The sequence below is a fragment of the Butyrivibrio sp. FC2001 genome (assembly GCF_000424125.1).
In the GTDB taxonomy this organism is placed as follows: domain Bacteria; phylum Bacillota; class Clostridia; order Lachnospirales; family Lachnospiraceae; genus Butyrivibrio.
Map to the genome: position 1 here is coordinate 103,631 of NZ_AUJH01000011.1, position 25,083 is coordinate 128,713.

Consider the following 25,083-nt stretch of genomic DNA (forward strand, 5'->3'; position numbering starts at 1 on the left):
GAAAGAGAAGAACCTATGCGAGATATTTCTCATTTTTATTTTAAGGGAATACCTGTTTCAGAGCAGCCGCTGATCACAGTTGCGATCACCTGCTACAATGTAGAGAAGTACATGTCCAGATGTATTGAATCTGTTATGGCGCAGACCTATGCCAATCTGGATATTCTGATAATAGATGATGGCTCCCGCGACAGGACAGGGACTATCTGCGATTACTATATGACCCAGGATACAAGAATCCGTGTTGTTCACCAGAGTAATCAGGGTCCCGGAACCGCCAGGAACTACGCCATGGAAGAAGCTATGGGCGAGTACCTTGCTTTCCTTGATGGGGATGACTACGTAGAGAATTATATCTATGAATATATGATGAGTGCGATTCTGGAATCAGGCGCAAAGCTAGCTATCTGCAATTATTTTGAGAATGCAGAGGATATGCCTGTAGATATTCATCCTCTAAATGAAAATATGCGTGCGAATTCTATAAGGATGGTAGACTCCAAAGAGCTTATCACTGCCTGTGTTGAGGAATCAGAAGACCTTAAGGTGAAGAGTATGGTATGGAACAAGCTCTATCACAAGAGTCTTCTTGAGGGCAAGAGCTTTCCTAATATACTCTTCTATGAGGACAGGCGTTTTACATTAGAAATACTGCATGATGCAGGAGAGGCCGTGTTCGTTGACACACCGCTTTATCATTATATAATAGACAGAAAGGACAGCATCGGCACACAGGAGGGATTTTACTGCATCTTTTCAGAGTGGATACCTGCCTGCAACTCGGTTAAGGCGTTCCTTAGGCAGATAGGAATGGAGGATCTGGCTGATACTCAGGATTACCTGATGTACACAAGGCTCCTTGATTTTTATGCGGAGGCCAAGCTGGATAAGACCGGGGATAAGAGCAAATATCTTGAGGACATCACGGCTTATATAGAGAAATGCCGCGACAGCGTTGACAGGATATATGGCAGCAGGATTGCTGATCCTAAGGAGAAAAAGCGGATGCAGAAGTTTTTGGACCACCGCTGGATGTATGATCATTTTCATCTCAAATAAGAGATGTTCTAAAATTAGAAGATAAGCAGTATCACTACAGGGGGATGTATGATAATAATTAGAATGATGGGCGGACTTGGAAACCAGATGTTCCAGTATGCCCTGTATCTTCAGCTCAAGGCATTGGGGAAGGAAGTTAAGATCGATGATGTTTACGGATTTCGCGACGATGAGCAGAGAGATCCGGTGCTTGAAGATATGTTCGGAATCACCTACGACAAGGCTACAGATGCCGAGGTTGTGGACATAACAGATTCCTATCTTGATCTTTTCAGCAGGATCAGAAGAAAGATTTTTGGAAGAAAATCCAAGGAATATGAGGAGCTTACAGGTATATTTGATCCCAAGGTCTTTGAGCTTGAGGAAGCTTATCTGAATGGCTTTTTCCAGAGCGATAAGTATTTTCCTGATAAAGAGGTAGTAGCTCAGCTTCGCAAGGAGTTTGCGTTTAAGCCCGAGGAGGTATTCACCTCCGCAGAGAGCTGGGATCTATACAGACATATCCGTGAGACAGAGTCCGTCAGTATCCATGTGAGAAGAGGCGACTATCTTCTTCCCGGAACAGTGGAGACCTTCGGAGGAATATGTGATACCGATTACTATAAGAGAGCTATTGATCTTATGGTAAAAGAGCATCCCGACGCTATTTTCTATGTGTTTACAAGCGATAAGGAATGGTGTGAGGAAAATGTATCCGGTAAGAAGTTCCGTATCGTTGATACAAAGGAAGAGAATGAGGATGCGGTTGATATGCTCCTTATGAGCCTTTGTAAGCATCATATTCTGGCTAACTCAAGCTACAGCTGGTGGAGTGCCTGGATGAATGATTCTCCGGAAAAGACAGTTATAGTACCGAAGAAGTGGCTTAACAACAAGCCCATGGATGATATATATACTGCGCGTATGACGCGTATTTGATAAAGGAAGTTTTATGAGTTTAAGTAATCCGAAGGAGAATAAGGCCGAGAGTCTTAATCTCCTTTCCAAGATAAATTATATTTTTGATAAAAAGCAGAAAAGGATGCTTGTGATCCTGGGAATCATGATCGTCATCGGCGGTCTGTTTGAGACACTGGGAGTAGGAATGCTGGCTCCGGTTGTGGGAGTTATTACTGATCCTGATGCAGTTCGCGGTAAGATAGAAAAGCTCCCTGTTATAAATGGGCTTCCGAAGGCTATGGGCCTTGATACAAATGCCAAGCTGATCTGTGCGATTCTGGCTACGCTTATTATCATTTATGTGGTGAAAAACATATACCTTCTAATTTTGGTATATGTGCAGAACAGTTTTATATCCAAAACCCGTAATGATATGATTTCCCGCGTGATGAGGGAGTTTTTGAACAGACCCTACGAGGATTATCTCGGGGCAGATATTCCTACGGTATTTAGAATAACTGATGGCGATATACCGAAAACATTTTCACTTATGCTGGCTCTTTTGAATCTTTGTACAGAGCTTGTGGTTTCAACGTTTTTGGGAATTTATCTCGTTTATACCAACTGGAAGATGGCGCTTTTGATGATCGTTGTTCTTGGTGGTATGACGGTACTTATCACCAAGGTTCTTAAGCCTGTAATGAATGATATAGGAAAAAAGAACCAGAGCATCGCATCAAGGATTGCCAAGTGGAGAATCCAGGCTATTTACGGACTTAAGGAAGTTAAGGTCCTTAATCGTGAGGACTTTTTCATAAGAAATTACTATGAATCCGGTAAGATTGGAGCAGATACTGATATCAGATATACTGTCCTTAATAATTCACCAAGATCCCTTATTGAGACAGTTTTCATGGCTGCTGTTTTCGGATTTATAATTGTGTACGTATCAAGAGGCGGAGATACGAAGCTTCTTGTTGAGCATCTGGCAGCGTTTGCTGTGGCTGCAATAAGGCTTATACCCAGTGCAAACCGTATAAATAACTATATTACAGAGATTGCATACGAAGAGCCTGCACTTAATTTTGTATATAACAATCTCTCAGAGTCCATGAAGTCAGATAAAAAGATGGCTGCAGAGAGAAGTGCTATCGCAGGTCCTGCGCTTCAGCTTAATGACAAGATTGAGCTTAAGGGAATAACCTTCGCATATCCCGATGCTGATAAGAATATTTTTACCGGCGCAGATATGACGGTTCCCAAGGGTAAATCTGTGGGAATCATGGGATCCTCAGGAGCAGGTAAGTCCACTATAGTTGATATACTTCTTGGACTTCTTCACACGAAGAGTGGTGAGATACTCTGTGATGGACAGAATATTTTCAGCAATTACGAGTCATGGCTTGCTCAGATAGGATACATTCCCCAGAGCATATACCTGATAGATGAGTCCATTCGTGACAACATCGCATTTGGAATAGATGCTGATGAGATTGATGAGGCCAGAATCTGGCAGGTGTGTGAGGAAGCACAGCTTGCAGATTTCATTAAGAGCCTTCCCGAGGGACTTGATACTAAGATTGGTGACCGCGGAGTGAGACTTTCCGGTGGTCAGAGACAGCGAATCGGAATCGCCAGAGCGCTTTATCATAATCCTGAGATTCTTGTATTTGATGAGGCTACAAGTGCTCTTGATAACGAGACTGAGGCAGCAGTTATGGAGGCTATCAACAGCTTCCATGGAAAGAAGACGATGATCATCATCGCTCATAGACTTAACACTATCGAAAAGTGCGACATGATCTATGAGGTTAGGGATGAGAAGATCGTGGAGACAACTCTTGATGGAAAGATCGTTTATCACAAAGCTACGTAATATAGCCTTATATGCAGCTCTTACGATTGAGCTCCTTTTGATGGTTTATGAGAGGAGTGTGCTTCCGTTATCAAGTCCGAAGCAGATATTCAGGATAAGCTTTGTGCTTTCGGTAATCGCGCTTTTACTTACAAAGTACTCATTTAAGCAGTGGATAGCCATAGTTATAGTCTGTGCTATCAGCGTGGTCAGCTATAAGATAACGGGAAATAATGATCTCCTCAGATTTTCGGTGTTTGTAATAGCCTGCAAGGATGTGGACTTAAAGGCTATGCTCAGATATATTTTTGTTATGACAACGGCAGGAGCCCTGCTTATTGTGGCCATGTCGGTTGCAGGCTTTGCCGGAGACATCAGGCTTATCGATGATTTTGGAAGAGAAGCCGGAAGCGAGGTAAGGTATACCTTTGGTTTTGGTCATCCCAATACTCTTATGAGTGTTGTTTTCTCAATTGAAGTACTGTTTGTTTATCTGATCCGCGATTATAAAAGAGCGGTGAGAAATGGTATAATGGTAGCCATGCTGGCACTTAATATGATCCTGTATTTCTTTACAGGCTCAAGAACCGGTGTGGCACTTACTGTGTTTACGATTGTACTTGCTTTTGCAGTTTATGAGATTAAGTTTTTACAGGAATCTGTTTTTTTGTACGGATTCGGCGTGGCTGTGATAGGTGCCTGCGTTGCTTTTTCGGTGTGGGCAGCCAAGATAAGCAAGTATGCAAGAAAAAAGAAATATCCTTTTTATTATAAACTGGATAAGATACTTACCGGACGAATTCAGTCGCTGTATTATGATACAAAGCCCCATAAGGGATCGCTTAAAACCTGGAGTCTCTTTGGAGATGAGTTTAGCGGTAATTCCTTTTTTGACATGGGATGGGTAAGACTGTTTTACTGGTATGGGATAATACCGGCTATACTTATTTTGCTGGTTATTGTCTACTTTATTTATCGTTTGTACCGCAAGAGAGATTATGCCACTATGATAATGGTGATCTCTATTAGTGTATTTACTCTGGTAGAAGCAAGCTTTGTTTCTTCATTTATTGGAAGAAATTATCTGCTTCCAATAGCCGGAGTTTATCTGTTTTCAGAGTCCTTATACGAAAGGAACCTGGCAGATAAAAGCTAGCGGTCATAGAGGAGGAAGGAAAAAGTAGTGCAGGGAAAGACAAAATATCTGGTTAACTATGTGGTTTGGGCAGTTGATATTCTGGCAATAGTGATATCATTTGTTCTCGCTACCTATATTAGATTCTGGAATTTCAGAGACATGCAGGATAAGACCATGCATTTCATTATATGCATTCTTATGGCGCTTATCTGCACGGTCTATACATTCGCAATTGACGCCAACAGAGGCTTCTTAAAGAGAACTGTCTGGAAGGAAGGGACTGCTGTCGTAAAGTTTGAGGTTGTCCTTATTCTTGGAACTATTGCCATTGCGTATGTTCTTAAGCTTGCTGAGCAGTTTTCACGTCTGGTAATGCTCTATTTTATTATCTTTGATGTGATTCTGATGCTTGTATTTCATCAGCTTGTTAAGCTCGTCCTTAAAAAGTATTGGGAGAGCGGAGATACTGCTATCAAGCTTCTTGTTGTTTCCGAAAAAGAAATAATGATGCCTACCATAAGACATCTCCAGCACAGACTTGAAATCAACTACTCCATCGAGGGAGCGGTATGTCTTGATGAGGATATGACAGGCGAGGAAATAAGAGGTGTCAAAATAATCGCTAACAGGGATAACCTGATAGATACAGTTACTTCTTACCCAGTGGATGAGATCTTTATTTACACACCCAATATCAGTCAGAATTCACTTAATGAGACGATTGCAGCCTTTGGTGACATGGGTGTTACGGTTCACTACTGCGTAGAGCTGCCCAATATTGCAGGAAGTACTTCAGTTGGCAACCTTGCTACCTATTCAGTTATCTCATATATTCACGGAACAGAGAGATACAGAGCGCTTATACTTAAGAGATTTATGGATATTATCGGAGGCTTTGTGGGACTTGTGATTACCGCAATTTTCACACCCTTCGTTGCACTGGCAATCAAGCTTGATTCTCCCGGACCCGTGTTCTTCTCACAGGTTCGTATCGGAAGAAACGGAAGACGTTTCAAGATATATAAGTTTAGAAGTATGAGAACCGATGCTGAGAAGGTAAAGCAGGAGCTTGCTGATCAGAATGAGATGAACGGTCTCATGTTTAAGATGAAGGATGACCCCAGAATTACCAAGGTTGGCGCCTTCATCAGAAAGACAAGTATTGATGAGCTTCCGCAGTTCCTCAACATTTTTAAGGGCGATATGAGCCTTGTTGGAACAAGACCACCCACCGAGGATGAGTTTGAGAAGTACAATCAGTATTACCGCAGAAGAATCAGCATGACTCCCGGACTTACAGGAATGTGGCAGATCAGCGGAAGAAGTGATATAGAAGATTTCGACGATGTAGTTAAGCTTGATCTTCAGTATATAGATAACTGGTCCTTGTGGCTGGACATCAAGATTCTTGTTAAAACTGTAGGTGTTGTGTTATTTGGAAGAGGCGCACGCTAAGAAGGAGCTCTTATATGCCAGAAAAAATAGTCAGCGTTATCATAACTGTATATAATATCAAGCAGTATTTTGATGATTGTATGAGAAGCGTGCTTGGACAAACCTATAAAGATATAGAGATAATCCTTGTGGATGACGGAGCAACTGATGGCAGTGGTGAGCTCTGCGATGAGTACGCAAAGAAGGATTCACGAATCAGGGTAATTCATAAGGAGAACGGCGGTCTTATGTCTGCGTGGAGTGCAGGGGTAAAGGCAGCAGAGGGCAGATATGCCCTTTTTATCGATGGCGATGACTGGGTAGATACGGAAATGGTAGAGGAGCTTTTAAAGTACGCATCACCTGACCCTGATATAAAGGAAATCGTCAGCAGCAATTATATTATTGAGAAGAAGAACGAAAAGAGAAAGGTCTCTCACGGAGCAGCGCCCGGAGTCTATGAAAAGGAAAAGCTTTCTGAGCTTAGAACGAGACTCCTTGGCGAAGAGACAAGACCTGTGATAATGTCCAGATGTATGAAGTTGATAACACGTCAGCTTATATTAGATAACATGCATTATCTTGATTACAGCATCAGGATGGCAGAGGATGTAAATATTATTCTTCCGTGTCTTCTTGATGTAGAGAGACTGACAATACTTGAAGATGGATTCTTTTATCACTACAGAACCATTGGAGAGTCCATGGCCCACGGCTATGATAAGCGTCTTTTGGATAACATAAAGCTTGATTATCATACTTTTCTGGGCATTATGAAGGATAAGGGAGTATCCAATGCCCAGGAGCAGATGGACAAGGAATATGTGAGACTCCTTTTTCTGGTAATGAAGAACGGACTTCGTGCTGATGATCCTGGAGCAACTGCACATATTAAAGACGTTTTTAAATCAGATGAGATTGCAGAAGTAATAAGAAAAACACCTGTAACTGTTTCAGAGAAATCCAATCGATTGGTATATTATGGAATGAAACATCCGATTATACCTGTTATTATTGCGATCAGATTTATTATAAAGATGTATGACAAAGTTACGGCGGGGGCAAACTGATGGATAAGGCCATGACAAGACCTATGGTCAGCATTATCATACCGGCTTATCAGGCACAGGACTCGATAGAAGACTGTGTGAATTCAGTATGCTCACAGGTGATATCATATGAAATAAGTAATGCAGCTAAGGATTACAGCGGTATTATGGAGATCATCATTATAGATGACGGGTCTACCGATAAAACGGCATCTATCTGCGACAGACTTAGCGAAACCAGCGATATTGTTAAAGTGTTACATGTAAAAAATGGCGGTGTATCTAAAGCCAGGAATTTGGGATTGGAAATTTCGGGCGGAAGGTATATCGCTTTTGTTGACGCTGATGATCTTCTGGGAGATACATATTTATCAGACCTTCTGAAGAATGTGTTAAGGACAGATGCGGACCTTGTGATAATGGATGGAAAGATAGTAACAAATGATATTATTACCGGGCGCAGATACATAGAGGATGGTATTTTAAGTGAAGATACCCATGTGTGGGGAAAGCTGTTCAAGAGAGAGCTTATTTTTGAGGGTGGAAAGGTTGTGAGATTCCCTGAAAATATAACGATAGGCGAGGATATGCTGTTTCTCCTGGAGGTATTGAAGAAGATAGATGATAAAGCCTGCATAAGTCTTATAACAGGTGGCGGTTATAAGTATAACTTCAATGACAGCGGAGCTATGCTCAAGGCCTTCAAGCCCTCATATCTGGACCAGATAACCTGCTGGGAGATAGCTGATAAGGAGCTTTCAGAGCTTGAACCCGGGATTTCCGAAAATGCCAGCATAAAATTTGCAGCAATAAGGGTTATGGCTGCGCTTTTAGTGGTGTCAAAATTTGCTAAAACCCTTGATATGAGAGACAATAAAGGCATGACAGTTACTCTTGCGATGAAAGAGGAGGTCGTAGCAAGGGCTAAAGCTATGATAAATAAGGCAAGAGCAGTCAGGGGATGTTATGGCAGATTATCAACAGGCTATAAGATTAAGATAACATTATTCAGCGTAAGCCCTGATCTGTATATGAAACTGTATGGACAATGGAAGAAGATATGATTAGAGAAGAGAACACAAGAAAAAGACTGTTTATAATATCAGTTATAGTGTGCTTTGTGACAATTCTGATATACGAGATGCTGACACCGATGCTTATGGATGACATGAGTTATGGTAAACAGGTTCAGGAGGCAGGAAGCTTTTTGGGACTTTTTGCTCAGGAGCATCACCAGTACATGACCTGGACCGGGCGCTCTGTGGCTCATCTTATGCTTAGGATTTTTATGTATATAGACATGCATACGCTGGGCGGAAGAGTGTTCTTTAATATTGTGGCGGCAGCGGTGTTTACGGCGCTGACACTGCTCATATATCGTAATGCGAACAGTAACATCCGATATGATGTCGGTGCATATCTTTTGGGAGTTCTTCTTATATGGCTTTTTGCAGTATCCTTTGGTCAGACAATTTTATGGGAGACAGGAGCATGTAACTATCTGTTTACAACAACAATTGTTATGGCTATGGTGACTGTTTACAGAAATGTTTATGATAAGTGCCAGACAGAGGGTGGTGAGGATAAGTCGAAGAAAGCTCTCTCCTGCATTGGGATGTTTCTTCTTGGAGTAGTATCCGGATGGTGTAATGAGAATACCAGCGGTGGCCTGCTTCTTCTTATGATAATCATTGCAGTTTATTATAAAAAGCTGTATGCCTTCGCTGCATCAGCCATAGCTGGAACAATCGTGGGACTTGGATTTATGGTCCTCGCGCCCGGGAACAGTATCAGAAGCCAGTACATGGAGGAGGCACACACCGGACTTCTTGGTATGGCTGCAAGATTTCTTAAAATAACATTGGTTCTCAAAGAAGAGTTTATGGTTCTTCTTATAATAATTGCTGTTTTGTTTTTGCTTCTTAAGCTGCAGGGAAAAGAATTTAAGGATTTAAAGGCGATGATACTTTTTGTATTCATCTTTTTTGCTACATCCTACAGCCTTATCCTTACAGTGACACCTCAGGAGAGAGCGTTCTTTGGTGCAGGAATATTCCTTATAGTGGCTATAGTACAGGGATATTGCAGGATCAGTACCGGAGAGGCGGATAATACAGTAGCCGATGGTAATGCCGATAAATCAGAAAAAACTGTTTTGCTGCAGACTGTTAAATATGGTACAGTAGTCGCTATGGCAATTTACATGCTGTTTACCTATATTGAGAGCGGTGCCAATCTGGCAAGGATATATCGCGAGGAACAAAACCGCTACAGCTATCTTGAAGAGCAGGCAGCTGCAGGAGCAGAGGATGTTGAAATCCCCATGCTGAGTGATCAGTTTTATACGAAATATACATCTGCGTATACCTGCGATGTTTCAGATGACTGGACCAATTGGAACAATAAGATGATCGCAGAGTATTACGGATTTAAAACAGTTTTGGGAGTTGATCCTGATACTGAGGAGTAATAAGGAAAAAAGTTTATGGAAAGACAGTTATTATTCTATATGCACGCAGGCAGTGGCAATCACGGGTGCGAAGCAATAGCGGATGCTACTCTTGAAGCCCTTACGGAAGAGTGCAGGAATGAAAATTATATACCGCCTGTAATCATTACAAATAATAAAGAACAGGATATGAAGTATGGTCTTGGAGACAGAGTATCGAAGGGGCAATGCAGCATAATCGAAGAGAGACATATAGCTGAGGATCTGATACCTCATGTTATGTATTATGCCTATAGAAAGGTAACGGGTGATGCGGTATCCTTCTTGAGGTACCAGTTTAAGGATGTTCTGAAGAAGGCATCACAGTATAAGAATCCCATAGCTGTTTCCATAGGAGGAGATAACTATTGTTACCCAGAGATGGTTAATGATCTTAAGCTTGCTCACGAAGCTTTTCTTGAAAAGGGGATGTCATCCATCCTTATGGGATGCTCAGTGGAGCCGGATACGGTGAAGGATTTAAAGGATGACCTTTTGAAGTTTGATCTCATAACAGTAAGGGAATCTATTTCCTACAAGGGAATGATAGATGGAGGAATCCCGGAGGATAAGGTTAAGCTCTGTCCTGATCCGGCGTTTATGCTTCCTGTTAAGAAGGGAAGTCTCCCTGAAGGTTTTGTAAAAGGAAATACTATAGGACTAAATGTAAGTCCCATGGTTCAGGGAAAGGAAGCTTCTCCCGGAATCACCATGGAGAATTACAGGAATCTGATCAGACATATATTAAATGATATTGAGGGCTCAAAGGTTTTACTTGTGCCTCATGTGGTTTGGAAGAGTAATGACGACAGACAGCCGCTCACACAGCTTTATGAGGAGTTTAAGGATACCGGAAGGGTTATTCTTGCAGAGGATGCTTCCGCTGAGGAATTAAAGGGACTTATAAGTGAGTGCAGAATTTTTATAGGTGCAAGAACACATTCCACCATTGCGGCATATTCTACCTGCGTTCCGACACTTGTGCTTGGATATTCTGTAAAATCCAGGGGAATTGCAACTGATCTTTTTGGAACCGATGAAAACTATGTTGTGCCTGTTCAGAAGCTGACTTCTGATAAGGATCTTGTAGAGGCCTTTGATTTTATTCTTAAGAATGAGGACGGAATAAGAGAGAGACTTCAGGAGATAATGCCTGAATACAGTAAGCGTGCGGCAGATAATGCGCGTTATATAAAGGAGCTTGTTTAATGCTGATAATACAGATAGCCGGAGGCCTGGGAAACCAGATGCAGCAGTATGCCATGTACAGAAAGCTGCTGAAAGCCGGCGCAGATAAAGATATAAAGCTTGATACAAGCTGGTTTGATAAAAAAACTCAGGACGGTGTTCTTGCTAAGCGAGAGCTGGAGCTTTCATATTTTCAGAATCTCCCTCTTCCAGTGTGTACAGCCGAGGAGAGAGCGTATTTTCTTGACAGAAGCATAGCAAGAAAAGTTTTTGAGAAGGTTATGCCTGCCGCAAGCAAAAGGTTTACTGAGAGCTGCATGTATCATCCGGAGATTTTCAACATGCAGGATAAGTATATCGAAGGGTATTTTGCCTGCCAGAAATACTACGATGATATTATGGATGAGCTGAGAGATCTTTTCATATTTCCTACGCATCCTGATACGGATATAAACGTCAGGAATATGGATCTTATGAACGAGATGGAGCTTCGTCCAAGTGTCAGCGTTCATATAAGAAGAGGAGATTACCTCGATCCTGAGAATGCTGCGCTTTTTGGAAATATTGCAACTGATGAGTACTATGAAGGAGCCATGGACTACTTCAGAGCTTTGGATCCTGATACACATTTTTATATTTTTACAAATGACCCTGAGTATGCACGCCAAAAATATGCTGACCCGGAGAGATACACAATTGTGGATCACAACACGGGTAAGTATTCGCTTCTGGATATTCAGCTCATGAGTCACTGCATGGGAAATATCTGTGCAAACTCAACATTTTCCTTCTGGGGAGCAAGACTGAACCGCAGAAAGGATAAGAAGCTTGTAAGGACTCTGACCATGAGAAATAATCAGCCTGTAGACCCTGAACTTATGCATGATTATTGGGCTGGATGGGTGCTCATGGACAAAGATGGCAAAGTGCGCTAAAATAGTCATTTAGGTATTGATTATAGTAAGAAAAGGAACTGGCGAATGCCTGATATTAAGATCATTATTGCGACCACAAAAAAATACAGAATGCCTGATGATCCGGTCTATATGCCTTTGCAGGTGGGCGCGGTTAATAAGAAGGCCGCGAATACCCCTTATGAGAAGGATAACACGGGAGAGAACATTTCTGAGAAGAACAGCAGCTATTGCGAGCTGACAGGTCTCTACTGGGCTTGGAAGAATCTTAAGGCAGATTATATAGGTCTCGTACATTATAGAAGATATTTTGCTTCACCTGAGGCAAGGGGAGAGGATGATCCGTTCAATAAGATTATTGGCGGTGAGGAAGTTAAGAGACTTCTTGAGAAGAACTGTATCATAGTTCCCAAGAAGAGGAAGTATTATATAGAAACTCTTCAATCACACTATGCTCATACACATTACGTGGAGCAGCTGGATGAGACCGGCAAGGTAATTAAGGACCTTTGTCCTGAATATATGGAGTCCTTCGAGAGAGTTATGACTCAGACTTCAGGTCATATGTTTAATATGATGATAATGCGTAAGGACATACTGGATAAGTATTGCGAGTGGCTGTTCAAGATCCTTAATGAGGTTGAGATCAGATATCCCGAGAACAATCTCAGTGCTTATCAGGGCAGATATATAGGTAGAATTGCGGAACTCATATTCAATGTGTGGCTTGATTACCAGGTTACAACAGGAGCTATCCCGAGGTATCAGATTCAGGAGCTTCCATGTGTACACATTGAGAATGTCAACTGGTTTAAAAAGGGAGGAGCATTCCTTGCTGCAAAGCTCTTCCATAAGAAATATGATCACAGTTTCTGATCATTGAGAATTAGTGAGAAGTATAAAGTGGAAAGAAAATCAGGAAAAAGTGCTGCATTTGGCATAATATATTTAATATTTGTATTGATTGTTTCAGGTATTGCGTACAAGCACGTAACTGATTTCACCGGAAAAAGATATATTTTAATAAGTGCGCTGCTGTTTATATTCTCAGTCGCTGCACCTTTCACGTTGGGAAGGAAGAAATGGAAATCCTCTAAGGCAGTAACTGCTGTAGCGCTACTTATTTATCCGCTGTTATGCTTTTACTTCACTGAAAAAGCGTTAAGTACCGGATTTGGTTTCATAGAAGCCGGTAAAAAGATTCTTATTGGTAATTATGGACTGTATGCTCTGATCATATGGTTCATATTTGCTTTAACCTTATCTCTTGGCATATCGTTTTTCACAAGCGGTCTGCTGTTTATTTCTTTTGGACTCGCCAATTATTTTACAATTTTATACAGACAGGTTCCTATTCTTGCGGGAGATGTAGCTACTGCAGGAACAGCCCTTAACGTTGCAGGTCATTACACCTATGAGATGGAAATATGCCAGTTTATGGCGATTCAGTTTCTGCTTGCGACTTTGTCATTTGCTCTCTTTTATAAAGTTGAGCGTGAAAACAGGATAAGCATAGGGAAGAGAATTGCTGTAGCAGTCGTTGCTATTGTGATATTTGCAGGTGCTGCAAGATGCGTGGCATTTACTGATTTCCTTGAGAATCAGGGGATTTCCGTCCATGTATGGATTCCGATTAAGACCTACAGACAAAAGGGAGGACTGCTTACCTTCTGCAGAAGCATAAGGAATATGGTGGTTGATAAGCCTGAGAGCTATGATCCTGATAACATTAAGGGACTTATGGCGGAATATCCTTCAGATTCAATATCTGATGAAAAGGTAAGGCCAAACGTAATCGCCATTATGAATGAGGCATTTTCTGACCTTCAGGATGTTGGAGATCTTCCTACAAACATGGAAGTGATGCCCTTTTATGACAGCCTTACAGAAAATACCATTAAGGGCTGGAGCTATGTATCTGTTTTTGGCGGCCAGACAGCCAGCAGTGAGTATGAGTTTTTATCTGGAGATTCCATGGCATTTTTGCCCGCAGGAACTACTCCCTATCAGCTTTATATAAAGAGGTTTATGCCGACTCTTACAGGGAACCTTTTACTTGATCACTATTTTAGGGCTATTGCACTTCATCCCTATAAACCAAACGGATATAATCGCAATAACGTATACCCTATTCTTGGCTTTGATGAGTTTATTTCAGCTGAGGATTTTCCTGAAGGTACTCCCATGATGTCAGAGCATATCACTGACAGCGCGGATTATAGCAGGATTATCGAGGAATACGAGAAGGCGAAAGCAGAGAGTGATGAGCCCTTCTACGTATTTAATGTGACCATGCAAAATCACGGACCTTTTTCAAATGATATGGAAAATGTCCCGGATGAAGTAAAGATTACAGATGAAGAGCTTAACATGGACGGAGTTCAGGATTATCTGAACCTTATTCATGAGAGTGATAAGGCCTTAAAGGACCTGGTTGAGTACTTTGAAAAGGTGGATGAGCCCACAGTTATAGTGATGTTTGGCGATCATGAGCCCGGAGTTGGCAATGCCTTTTATAATAAGCTCGTAGGTGGTAACAAGAATAACCTTGAGGGAGAGGAGCTTTTAAACCTCTACCACACAAAGTTCGTTATCTGGGCTAATTACGATATTCCTGAGGCTGATTACTCTGAGGAAAACGGAATCAGTATCAACTATCTTCAGGCGCTTATGCTTGATGCGGCAGGCATGAAGATGAGCGGCTATAGCAAGTACCTTCTGGATACCATGAAGGAAGTTCCGATCCTTACTGCAAACGGTTATATCGGTGCAGATGGGAACTTTTATAACACAGATGACGAGAGCTCACCATATTATGAGAGACTGCAGCAGTACAGATCCATTGTGTATAACCATCTCTTTGATAAAAAGGGAAGAGTTGATGAATTCTTTGAATATTCAACAAAGAATACCGCTGAAACAGCGAAGGTCAGGGAAGAGCTTATAAAAGAAAAGCATATAGTTCATGCGGGAGGCTTTATAAATTCCGCTGATGGAACTGAGTATAATTATACAAGCAGCGTTGAAGCTATAGAAAATTGCTATAATAAAGGAAATAAGTTTTGCGAGCTGGATTTTTTGATGACAAAGGATAACCAGCTCGTCTGCGCTCATGCGTGGAAGCAGCTTTATAAAGACGGGACGCCTCTTGAGGATGCGGTAAGCCTTGATGAGGCTTTGTCCTGTAAAATGGAAAATGAGTTTACTCCCCTCTGGCTTGGAAGTCTGGTGGATTTTCTAAGGGGCCATGAAGGAATGTACATCGTTACTGATATAAAGCAGGACTATAACGCAGAGGGCGCAAAGCAGATAGCGGAGTATTGTCCTGATCTTATGGACAGATTCATAATACAGGTTTACCACGAGGAAGAGGCTACTGTCATGGAAGAGCTGGGATTTAATAACATAATCTTTACTCTTTACAGAACCGAGGAGGAGGAGAGAACTCCAGAGGCCCTTATGGAGGCAGCAGGTAAGCACGATTTCGTAGCATGGACAGCAAAGAAAGCCTTCATAAATGAAGATTTTGTGGCAAGTATTAAAGCCACAGGTGTTCCGCTTTATACGCACACCGTCAATGATCCACAGGAGATAAAGGATTTTATGGCACTTGGCGTTGATGGATTTTACAGCGATGTTGCTGATTTTGATACTGTGCTTAAGGATTGATGATCCGTAAGTATGCGGGATATGACACTAAAACAAAACAAGAAGGAAAATTGGTAAATGGGAAATAATAAGGCTATGGGAGCGGCTGATAAGCGGCACTTTTTCAAGACCGGCTTTCGCGGAGCCCCCGGTACCTTTGAGCTTAATAATGAACAGCTAAAGGAGCTTCAGCAGACACTTCTTGAGATGCTTAAGGATTTCATAGCGGTGTTTGACGAAGAGAACATATTCTATACACTAAGCGGCGGCTCTGTACTCGGCGCTATAAGGCATAAGGGCTTTATTCCCTGGGATGATGACATCGACATAAATATGCCAAGAAAAGATTTTGAGCATTTAAAGCGCATCTTTGATGAAAAGCTCGGAGATAAATATGTACTCTGCGGACCTGAGTTTGGCAGAGGCTATGGCATGAGCCATGTTCAGATAAAGAAAAAGGGCACTACCTACAAGGCCTTTAATGAGCTTACCATGAAGGATACCGGAATTTTCATAGATATATTTGTTCTGGAAAACACCTATGACAATAAGCTAAAAAGGGAGCTTCACGGAACCTGGTGCCTTATGCTTGGATATATTCTGACCTGCAGAAAAACGGCTGAGGATTGGAAGGCACTTGAGCCCTATCTGTCGGTGAATGAGGTGTTAAAGGAAGCTTTTGCAAAGAAGATGAAGATAGGAAGACTCTTTAAGTGGCAGAGCCTTGATAAAGTTGCCAAAAGGGTCATTTATTGGTATTCTTACTGTGGTTTGGAAGACTCGAAGCAGGTTTGTATCCCTAGCGGAAGAAAGCACTATTTTGGCGAGATGTACAATCGCGAGGATATGTGTAAGGCACGGGATGCGGTATTTGAAGGAGTTAATGTAAAGATTCCCAAGGGAACAGAGACTTATATGGAGATTCTCTATGGGCCTAATTACATGCAGATTCCGAAGGAAGAGGACCGCGAGATACATTCAGCTGTCGAGCTCAACTTTAATAAATAATGCGGGGGAAAGGGAGAAGTTAAAATGGCTAATATTGCAATAATTATCGCTGGCGGTTCAGGACACCGTATGCAGCAGGATATTCCGAAGCAGTTTATAAACGTATATGACAAGCCTGTTCTTATGTATACACTTGAGGGCTTCCAGAAGCACCCTCAGATCGATGCTATCGAGCTTGTGTGCATCGATGGCTGGCAGGATATGGTATGGGCTTATGCGAAGCAGTTCAATATAACAAAGCTTAAGTGGATCGTTCCCGGCGGCGAGAGTGGCCAGGAATCCATAAGAAACGGTGTATTTAACCTTGAGGGCAAGGCTGAGGATGATGACATTATCATAATCCACGACGGAATCAGACCTCTTGTGGATGAGATGGTTCTTTCCGACGTAATCGTTGTTTGTAAAAAACACGGCAATGCTGTTACATCCCTTCCTTATAACGAGCAGATCTTCGTGGTAAATGATGAGGAAGAGGGAACAACAAGGAAGTACATCCCAAGAGAGACACTTAGAAGAGTATCTACACCCCAGGCTTATAAGTTTGGCAAGCTTGATTGGGCATATCATGAGGCCTTTGAAAAGGGAATCGGTATCAAGGGAAGTGCATACACCAACACAATGATGGTTGATCTTGGCGAGAAGCTTTACTTTGCAGCAGGTTCCGATAAGAATATCAAGCTTACCACCAAGGATGACCTTGAGATGTTCAAGGCTTATCTTAAATCAGATAAGGACAACTGGTTAAAGTGAGAAATAAAGAGACTTTAGGGAAGAGACTTTCCCTTCAGGAAATAAAGGATACACAGCTTAATATCCTCCTTGAGTTTGAGAAGATATGTGATAAAAAGGGACTTACCTTTTATCTATGTGGAGGAAGCCTTCTGGGGGCAGTAAGGCATAAGGGCTTTATTCCCTGGGACGACGATATTGATATCTGCATGACAAGACCTGAGTACAACAGGCTTTGCGAGCTTGCAAGAAACGATGAGCTTGATGGTCCCGAGTGGCTGAAAATTGTCTGCTATGACAATGGAACCTCCAGATATCCCTTCATCAAGGTGCTTGATAAGAGAACTGTGGTATATAACGATTTCTTCAGGGAAGAGGAGTATGACAACCTTTGGATCGATCTTCTTCCGGTGGATGGACTTCCGGATGATGAGGACAAGGTTGCCGAGCTTTACAGGAAGGTTACTACCTATAGAAAGTATGTGCAGATGAAGCACATCAGACCCTTTGAGGGAAAAAGTCTTTCAAAGAAGCTGATAAAGCCATTTCTTTTCCTGTTTGCAAATATAATAAATACTGATAGATATAATGACAAACTGATCACTATTTCTACAGCTTTTCCCTATGAGAAGGCTAAGAACGTGGGAATCGTGACGGAAGGGCTTTACGGAATACATGAGGCTATACCGAGAGAAGCCTATGAAAAGGCCATAGAGGTGGAGTTCGAAGGACATACCTTCAAGGCAACCTCATATTGGCATGAATATCTGTGTAATCTTTTCGGGGATTATATGCAGCTTCCTCCCGAGGATAAAAGAAAGACACATGATATGAAAGCCTACAGGTTAAATGACTGATATATAACATACAATATAGAAAAGCAAAAAAATAGGAAACGAAATCATTCGTTTCCTATTAGTTCTTTAAAGGCTGACCATTTGCTCTTTTCTCCCTGAGCTTCGAAGTATTTAATGAGATCATCGGAGAAGAGCTCCTTTATGGCGAATTTGTGTTCCGGAAGTACGGTACCTTTTTCGTTGAAGATTTTGTACCAGCCGAATACATTTTTGAGCTCGTGCTCAAGGATTTCAAAGCGAACCTTATCGTTTACATTGTTATCGTTACAAAGTGCTTCGCAGAGCCTGAAGGAATTTAAGTCGCAGTCAAAATGAGCAGCTCTTTTTCCTACAAGGGAATCACCGTTGTTCTTTCTGTGGAAAACAAAGGAGGGTCTGGTGATCATAACACGCTTAGCCTTTATGCAGACTGCGACATAGAAGGATCTGTCATTTGCGCAGAACAGATCGTTGAATCTGATGTTCTTTTCCAAAAGAAAGCTGCGCTTGTATATACCGTTCCACGGAACTACGTTTATGCAGTAGAGATCCTCGGGTCTGTTATGGAAATCAAGAATTGTATCATAGAGCTCTGATTTGAATCTCGCAAAACGATACTGCTTTCTAAGAGGCAAGCCGTTTTTGGCATTAAATGCAATGCAGCGGGTCTTAAGCATATCAAGGTCATTAGCTACAGCTTTTTTATAGAGCTTTGCGTAGGAGCCGGGGATTACAAAATCATCGGAATCCATGAAGTGAACATACTCGCCCTTTGCAACTTCGAGACCGCGGTTTCTTGAAGGACCGGCGTACAGATTTTTATCATTTCTAAGTACAGTTACATTTGAGTGATTTTTGGCATACTCCTTAAGGATATCCGGTGTGGAATCCGTGGAGCAGTCGTCAACACAAATAACCTCCAGCGGGAAACGCTGAAGGAGAATGCTGTTCAAACATTTACGTATATATTTTTCCGCATTGTAAATCGGAATTATGACCGAAATTTTTGGATCGTTCATTTTAACCTCAAACCGTTTTTATAGTATAGTATATTCTACCAAAGTAATTTGATTATATCTATGCTTTGAATTAGAATTTGAAAAAAGGACATTATTAAGGATATTTTTTTATGCTTTCAAAGGTGAAAAGGGGAATACTGTCCCTGGAGGCGTATGCTGCCAGAGCTAGGGACAAAATGAAAATACAGGAGAGGCTAAGAGGCATACAGGATTTTTCCGGTATGTCTGTTTCTGTAATATATCTTCCGGTTGACAATGCTGATGTAAAACGAAGGTTTGATGAGAGTATTGCAAAGGCTAAGACGAATATTAAATACGAGATGGCAGCCGATGCAGAGACGGCAAAGGGTGAATATCTGGTATTTGTAAACGGTGTGGATGGCGTCTGTGACGGATGGCTGGATTTTCTTGCAGAAGCCTTCGTCAGGGATGAGAACACCGGAATAGCCGGTGGAGTCACCTATTATTCTCCGCAGATGCGAAAGGGAAAGGCCTATAAAACAAGATTTAAGGGTGTTCAGTATCTTCAGAACAATACAGAGACACACGGAATATCCTGTAAGCTTTTAAATGCGGATATAGATAGTGGTGAACAGGGCTTTTGTATCACAAAAACAGATATTCCTTCTATAAATATAATAATGATCAGAGCCGATTTTTATAAGAAGCTTGGAGGGCTGTGCGGTTTATACGAGAGTAACTCCTGGGATTTTGCTATTGCTGATCTGTGCTTCATGTCAAAAGCCTATGGAAAGGATAATTATCTTTGCGACTGCTGTCTTGTTTCTGTTTTCAGGGATAAGGCGATACGTAAGGCGAATAATGCAGGAAGACCGGTACTTCCGGGAAGATGGAGAAAAAATGCTCTGTCCGGAAAAAGACCAAAGCTCAATAATATGGAGATAGATATATGTGCCTCAATGCCGGGAAATGAGGATGGTAAGTACTGGGGTGATTATCATTACTCCTATGCTCTGCGTGCAGCTCTTGAGAGACAGGGATATATAGTCAATGTCCTGCCGGTAGATGACTGGTACAGAGAGAGCTCAGCCAGAACAGTGATCGTACTCAGAGGAAAACGAGGCTATTACAGGAAAGCGCTGGGAGACGGACAGAGGCTTATCTACTGGACAATATCCCATCCTGCGGATATAAGTGCACCTGAGCTTAACCAGGCTGATTACATTTTTTATGCCTCGGAAATAATGAAGCAGAAATTCTCTGAAAAGGTAGACGTTCCTTCAAGCGTTCTGATGCAGTGTACAGATCCTGAAGCTATGCTCTATAGCGAGGATATAGTTATTCCTACAGGCAATTATTCTCCGGAGCTTCTTTTTGTGGGAAACAGCAGAGGAGTGTTCAGGAAAATACTAAGAGATGTGCTTCCTACAGACCATGACCTTCATGTATATGGAAGACACTGGGAAAAATTCCCGGAGGTTCAGGAGCATGTGATTGCCAATTACATAGATAACGACAAGGTTGCCGGGGTATATCACAATGCAAGGATACTTCTTAATGATCACTGGGATGACATGAGGGAGTATGGCATAATATCCAACAGAATTTTTGATGCCATGTGTGCAGGAGCCTTCGTAATAAGTGATGATGTTCCGGGGCTTGAAGAAGCCTTTGGTGAATGTCTTGTGACCTATACTGACAGAAAGGACTTAAGCGATAAGATTGATTACTATCTCACTCATGAATTTGAGAGAATGAGAATTGCCAGGGCTGGAAGAAAGAGGGTGCTCAATAAGCACACCTTTGATGACAGGGCTGAGAAGATAGCAGAAGTCATAGAAGCTGATAAGTATGCGAAGCTGTAGTGAAGGTTGTAAATCGGAGGAATAATTGCTATTATAGTGGATTAGAATGCCAATAATAGTGATTAAAAAACAAGAGAATTATGAAAATTAGTACAAAAATCAAAAAGAAAATCAGAACAGCAAAGTCCTACAAGTTCTTATTTGAGGAGCTTGTGCAGAGAGACTTTAATCAGAAGTATAAGCGTACAATACTGGGAATGGCGTGGAGTATTCTATCTCCGCTCCTTCATCTTCTTGTAATGAAGGTTGTATTTACGCAGTTCTTTGGAAGAGGTAAGAATTCACTCTATTACACTACCTACCTTTTCTCAGGAAATATAATAATGTCCTTCTATAAGGAAGCTACCAAAAACGGTATGAGCTCCCTTTTCAAGGAGAGAAGGATTTTGCAGAAGATAAATGTACCAAAGTACCTGTTCCTTCTGTCCAAGAATGTGTCGGCATTTGTTAACTTCCTGTTGACGCTGGTAGTGTTCTTTGTATTCTGTTTCTTTGACAAGATACATTTTGGACCTCATATGATACTGATCATCTATCCTATATCAACACTTCTTGTGATGAACATTGGAATAGGAATGATCCTTTCAGCATTATATGTATTTTTCAGAGATATTCAGTATCTGTACGACGTATTCCTGACACTTTTGGGATATCTGTCAGCTATCTTCTATCATGTAGAGGATTTCAATAACATAATGGTACAGAGAGCATTTTTGCTTAACCCTGTTTATGTTGTAATAAAGTACATCAGAACCGTAGTTATTGATTGTCAGATTCCTTCTTTGGAATGTCATGTATTATGTGCTTTTTATGCACTGTTTTACCTGTCAATAGGCTTGTGGATCTACAAGAGATATAACCACGAGTTTGTTTACTACCTGTAATTTCAGGAATAATAGGAGTTTTCATGTCAGTTATTGAATGTAATGATGTCAGTATCCGCTATATCACCGGAGACTTAAAGGCAATCGGATTAAAAGAATTTGTGGTCCGCAAACTCACAGGCAATTATCATGTCGAGGAGTTTTGGGCTGACAGACATATATCCTTCAAGCTTGAGAAGGGAGATATGCTTGGAATCATCGGTTCAAATGGTGCAGGAAAAAGTACCATTCTCAAGGCTATATCTCAGATCCTTCTCCCGGTTGAGGGCTCTATTAAGGTTAATGGTACAATTGCAGCTCTTCTGGAGCTTACAAGTGGCTTTGATGAGGATATGACCGTAAAGGAAAATGCTTATCTTCGCGGAGCCATGCTTGGATATACCAGAGACTTCATGGATGAGAGATATGAAGAGATCATTCAGTTCGCCGAGCTTGAAAAGTTCGAGGACTATCAGTTTAAACAGTTATCAAGCGGTATGCGAAGCAGACTTGCTTTCTCTATTGCCTGCCTCGTTGATCCGGACGTACTCATCCTGGATGAGGTTTTGTCAGTAGGTGACGGAGCTTTCCGTGAGAAGAGCGGTAACAAGATGAGAGAGATCCTTAAAAAGGGTATCACAGCAATTCTCGTATCTCACTCAATTTCACAGGTAAGAGAGCTTTGCGACAAGATACTCTGGCTTGATCATGGTAAGCAGATAGCATTTGGATCTGACGTAGAGAGACTTTGTAATGCGTATGAGGAGTTCCTTCAGACTCAGAAGGTGCCTCAGTCAGAGGCTGAAATAGATAAGCTTGCCGCTGATTTCAAGATCCGCAAGGAGAAGGAGATCAAGGAGCAGACCTCTGAGCTTAGGAAGATGATGGGGACAGTTCCTGAGGATGAAGCTTACAGAGCAGCAATAGGATTCCTTAAGGAAAAATATCCCGAAACCCTCAGGGATATTGATAAGTTGAGAGATTAGTATGGAAAAGAAAGTTACGGTTGTTGTTCCTTCATATAATACGGAGAAGCAGATCGAAAAATGTCTCGATACTATCTGTGCACAGACACTTAGTGGTATAGAGATAATCGTAGTTGATGACGGTTCTACAGACAATACTGTTTCTGTTGCAGAGGAATATGCCAAAAAGGACAGCAGAATATCTGTTATAAAAAATCAGCATTCAAATGCCGGCGAGGCAAGAAACACAGGACTTGACAGGGCAGAAGGCGAATATATTGTTTTCTGGGATTCGGATGATTTTTTTGCTTTAACAGCTTTGGAGAAGCTTTATAAAAAGTGTAAGGCAGAGAATGCTGATATCTGTATCTGTGACGCTTTTCATGTTGATGATAAAAGCGGAAAGAGAGTGCTCGGAAACAAGAATAATTATCAGTACCTTGTAAAGGGCAATACCTATAATAGGAAAATCAACCCTGACTACATCCTTAATATAACGACGAATGTACCGTGGAATAAGATGTTCCGCACAGGGTTTATCAAAGATCAGGGGATTCGCTTTCAAAGCATCGAGAGAGCAAACGATGCTTTTTTTACTATGTCAGCGATGACTCTTGCCGAGAGAATAACGATAATAAAGGATCCGCTTATCTACTGGAGAACTAATCAGAAGATAAGCACCACCAGTGATAAATCAAGATCTCCTATGTGTGTATTTAAGGCCTTCGAGGAGACGGAGAGGTTCTTAGAGGAGAGAGGCGTCTATGACGAGGTAAAGAAGAGCTTTTTAAACAGAGCAGTAGACAGCTATCTTTACAGTCTTAAATGTCAGAAAAGCCTCAGCACCATAGATAATTTCAGAGAGTCCTTTGACTATATCAAGAATGAGGCCTTTGGAAAGCTTGGCTGGGATAAAATAGAGCCTACAGATATTTATAAGCAGAATAAATATGAGACATTAAAGCATGTCACTGAGGGCAGCTACGAGGAATACATGATATTCATGGAAGGAGAGCTCCAGGAAAAGTACAATAAGACCATCAATTCCAAGGTGTATAAGCTTGCTAAAAGGATTGCATGGTTTCCGAGAATGCTCAGAAAAAGGATGGGGAAGAAGGTATGAGTTTACTAAATAATCCTACATATATAGAGGATATTACGTATATAACAAAGCAGGAGCTCCCCTGGGATAAGCTTACAGGGAAAAGCTTTCTGATATCCGGTGCAACAGGACTTATAGGAAGCTGCCTTATCGATGCACTTACAGCTCTTAATAAGGAGAAGAACCTTGGAATAAAGGTTTATGCCATCGGAAGAAACAGGGATAAGATTGCAGCAAGATTCGATGCTGGCACAGTAACTCCGGTTCAGCAGGATGTTAATAAGCCCTTTTCAGATGAGATAAAGAGTGTGAAGGCAGACTATGTACTTCACCTTGCAAGTAATACGCATCCGATGCAGTATTCCACAGATCCTATCGGAACTATCATGACTAACCTGATCGGTCTTAACAACATGCTCGAGATAAGTGAAGGCGCAGAGAGATTCCTCTTTGCTTCATCAGTTGAGATTTATGGTGAAAACAGAGGCGATGTGGAGCGCTTTGACGAGAGCTATCTTGGATATATCGACTGCAATACTGCAAGAGCAGGCTATCCTGAGGGTAAGAGAGCCGGAGAAGCTCTTTGTCAGTCATATATTTCCCAGAAGGGCATGGATATAGTTATTCCAAGACTTTCAAGAACCTATGGACCTACAATGCTCCAGTCAGATACCAAGGCTATTTCACAGTTCATTAAAAAGGGTGTTGCGGCAGAGGATATCGTTCTTAAATCCGAGGGCACACAGCTCTTTTCATACAGCTATGTGGCAGATGCCGTTACGGGACTTTTGTATGTGCTCTTACTTGGTGAAAATGGCGGAGCCTACAATATCGCTGATGAGGAGTCGGATATCACACTTAGAGACCTGGCAGCTATAATTGCTGATTATGCAGGTAAAAAGGTTATTTTCGAGCTGCCGGATGCTACAGAGGCAGCGGGCTATTCCAAGGCAACCAAGGCTATTCTTGATTCTGCAAAGCTTAAGAAGCTTGGCTGGAGAGCCGGATATGATATGAAAAAGGGACTTACCCGCACAATTGATGTACTAAAGGCAATTAATGCTTAATACAGACGAGGACTAA

The 25,083-nt window shown here is 41.7% G+C and carries 21 protein-coding genes; 20 read left to right on the forward strand and 1 reads right to left on the reverse strand.

Translation table 11 applies throughout. The features are described 5' to 3' along the window. The first annotated feature begins 15 nt into the window (after positions 1-15). From G601_RS24725 to G601_RS0105490, 15 genes are read left to right on the forward strand one after another with little or no spacing between them, the layout of a single operon-like run. Positions 16-1,059 carry a glycosyltransferase family 2 protein gene (locus tag G601_RS24725; protein WP_051205619.1) on the forward strand — a complete coding sequence of 348 codons (1,044 nt, stop codon included), beginning with the start codon at positions 16-18 and terminating at the stop codon, positions 1,057-1,059. Between the two features lie 48 nt (positions 1,060-1,107). Further along, a complete protein-coding gene (locus G601_RS0105425; RefSeq protein WP_051200875.1) occupies positions 1,108-1,977 on the forward strand; it encodes an alpha-1,2-fucosyltransferase in 870 nt (289 codons plus the stop codon). Positions 1,978-1,990: 13 nt separating this feature from the next. Beyond that, a complete protein-coding gene (locus tag G601_RS0105430; protein ID WP_026491742.1) occupies positions 1,991-3,814 on the forward strand; it encodes an ABC transporter ATP-binding protein in 1,824 nt (607 codons plus the stop codon). Then, positions 3,783-4,949 (forward strand): hypothetical protein, encoded by a 1,167-nt coding sequence (locus G601_RS0105435; RefSeq protein ID WP_026664738.1) that lies wholly within the window; start codon positions 3,783-3,785, stop codon positions 4,947-4,949. The genes G601_RS0105430 and G601_RS0105435 overlap by 32 nt, the downstream gene beginning before the upstream one ends. A 27-nt stretch (positions 4,950-4,976) precedes the next feature. Then, positions 4,977-6,386 carry a sugar transferase gene (locus G601_RS0105440; RefSeq protein ID WP_026664739.1) on the forward strand — a complete coding sequence of 470 codons (1,410 nt, stop codon included), beginning with the start codon at positions 4,977-4,979 and terminating at the stop codon, positions 6,384-6,386. A gap of 14 nt (positions 6,387-6,400) precedes the next feature. Further along, a complete protein-coding gene (locus tag G601_RS24730; RefSeq protein WP_026664740.1) occupies positions 6,401-7,435 on the forward strand; it encodes a glycosyltransferase family 2 protein in 1,035 nt (344 codons plus the stop codon). Next, entirely contained in the window at positions 7,435-8,478 is a 1,044-nt protein-coding gene (locus tag G601_RS0105450; RefSeq protein ID WP_026664741.1) for a glycosyltransferase family 2 protein, read from the forward strand. The genes G601_RS24730 and G601_RS0105450 overlap by 1 nt, the downstream gene beginning before the upstream one ends. Then, entirely contained in the window at positions 8,475-9,884 is a 1,410-nt protein-coding gene (locus G601_RS0105455; protein WP_026664742.1) for a DUF3329 domain-containing protein, read from the forward strand. The genes G601_RS0105450 and G601_RS0105455 overlap by 4 nt, the downstream gene beginning before the upstream one ends. A gap of 15 nt (positions 9,885-9,899) precedes the next feature. Then, positions 9,900-11,111 carry a polysaccharide pyruvyl transferase family protein gene (locus G601_RS0105460; protein ID WP_026491748.1) on the forward strand — a complete coding sequence of 404 codons (1,212 nt, stop codon included), beginning with the start codon at positions 9,900-9,902 and terminating at the stop codon, positions 11,109-11,111. Then, positions 11,111-12,025, forward strand: a complete 915-nt coding sequence (locus G601_RS0105465; RefSeq protein ID WP_026664743.1) for an alpha-1,2-fucosyltransferase — start codon at positions 11,111-11,113, stop codon at positions 12,023-12,025. Before G601_RS0105460 ends, G601_RS0105465 begins: the two co-directional genes overlap by 1 nt. A gap of 45 nt (positions 12,026-12,070) precedes the next feature. After that, complete coding sequence (locus G601_RS0105470) at positions 12,071-12,880, forward strand: DUF4422 domain-containing protein (RefSeq protein ID WP_026491750.1); 810 nt, start codon at positions 12,071-12,073, stop codon at positions 12,878-12,880. A 27-nt stretch (positions 12,881-12,907) separates the two neighbouring features. Further along, positions 12,908-15,673, forward strand: a complete 2,766-nt coding sequence (locus tag G601_RS24735; RefSeq protein ID WP_051205620.1) for a sulfatase-like hydrolase/transferase — start codon at positions 12,908-12,910, stop codon at positions 15,671-15,673. A 57-nt stretch (positions 15,674-15,730) separates the two neighbouring features. After that, positions 15,731-16,660 carry a LicD family protein gene (locus G601_RS22055; protein WP_051205621.1) on the forward strand — a complete coding sequence of 310 codons (930 nt, stop codon included), beginning with the start codon at positions 15,731-15,733 and terminating at the stop codon, positions 16,658-16,660. Between the two features lie 24 nt (positions 16,661-16,684). Next, complete coding sequence (locus tag G601_RS0105485; protein ID WP_026491751.1) at positions 16,685-17,410, forward strand: IspD/TarI family cytidylyltransferase; 726 nt, start codon at positions 16,685-16,687, stop codon at positions 17,408-17,410. Next, on the forward strand, positions 17,407-18,246 hold the full coding sequence (locus G601_RS0105490; RefSeq protein ID WP_026664744.1) for a LicD family protein: 840 nt from the start codon (positions 17,407-17,409) through the stop codon (positions 18,244-18,246). Before G601_RS0105485 ends, G601_RS0105490 begins: the two co-directional genes overlap by 4 nt. 44 nt (positions 18,247-18,290) lie before the next feature. Here the strand turns inward: G601_RS0105490 and G601_RS24740 are convergent, their stop codons facing one another. Beyond that, entirely contained in the window at positions 18,291-19,244 is a 954-nt protein-coding gene (locus G601_RS24740; RefSeq protein WP_051205622.1) for a glycosyltransferase family 2 protein, read from the reverse strand. Between the two features lie 110 nt (positions 19,245-19,354). Here G601_RS24740 and G601_RS0105500 point away from each other — a divergent pair, with 110 nt between their 5' ends. The 5 genes from G601_RS0105500 (at position 19,355) to G601_RS0105520 (ending at position 25,067) form a co-directional block, all read left to right on the forward strand. Continuing rightward, positions 19,355-21,070: a CgeB family protein gene (locus G601_RS0105500; RefSeq protein WP_026664745.1), complete on the forward strand. Its 1,716-nt coding sequence runs from the start codon at positions 19,355-19,357 to the stop codon at positions 21,068-21,070. Between the two features lie 80 nt (positions 21,071-21,150). Next, positions 21,151-21,954 (forward strand): ABC transporter permease, encoded by an 804-nt coding sequence (locus tag G601_RS0105505; RefSeq protein ID WP_051200879.1) that lies wholly within the window; start codon positions 21,151-21,153, stop codon positions 21,952-21,954. Between the two features lie 23 nt (positions 21,955-21,977). After that, entirely contained in the window at positions 21,978-22,919 is a 942-nt protein-coding gene (locus G601_RS22065) for an ABC transporter ATP-binding protein (protein ID WP_081673397.1), read from the forward strand. A gap of 1 nt (position 22,920) precedes the next feature. Beyond that, the gene (locus G601_RS0105515; RefSeq protein WP_026664746.1) at positions 22,921-24,021 is read left to right on the forward strand and encodes a glycosyltransferase family 2 protein; all 1,101 of its coding nucleotides are present in this window, start codon (positions 22,921-22,923) and stop codon (positions 24,019-24,021) included. Continuing rightward, positions 24,018-25,067, forward strand: coding sequence for an NAD-dependent epimerase/dehydratase family protein (locus tag G601_RS0105520; protein ID WP_026664747.1), 1,050 nt, complete (start codon positions 24,018-24,020; stop codon positions 25,065-25,067). Before G601_RS0105515 ends, G601_RS0105520 begins: the two co-directional genes overlap by 4 nt. The last annotated feature ends 16 nt before the right edge of the window (positions 25,068-25,083 follow it).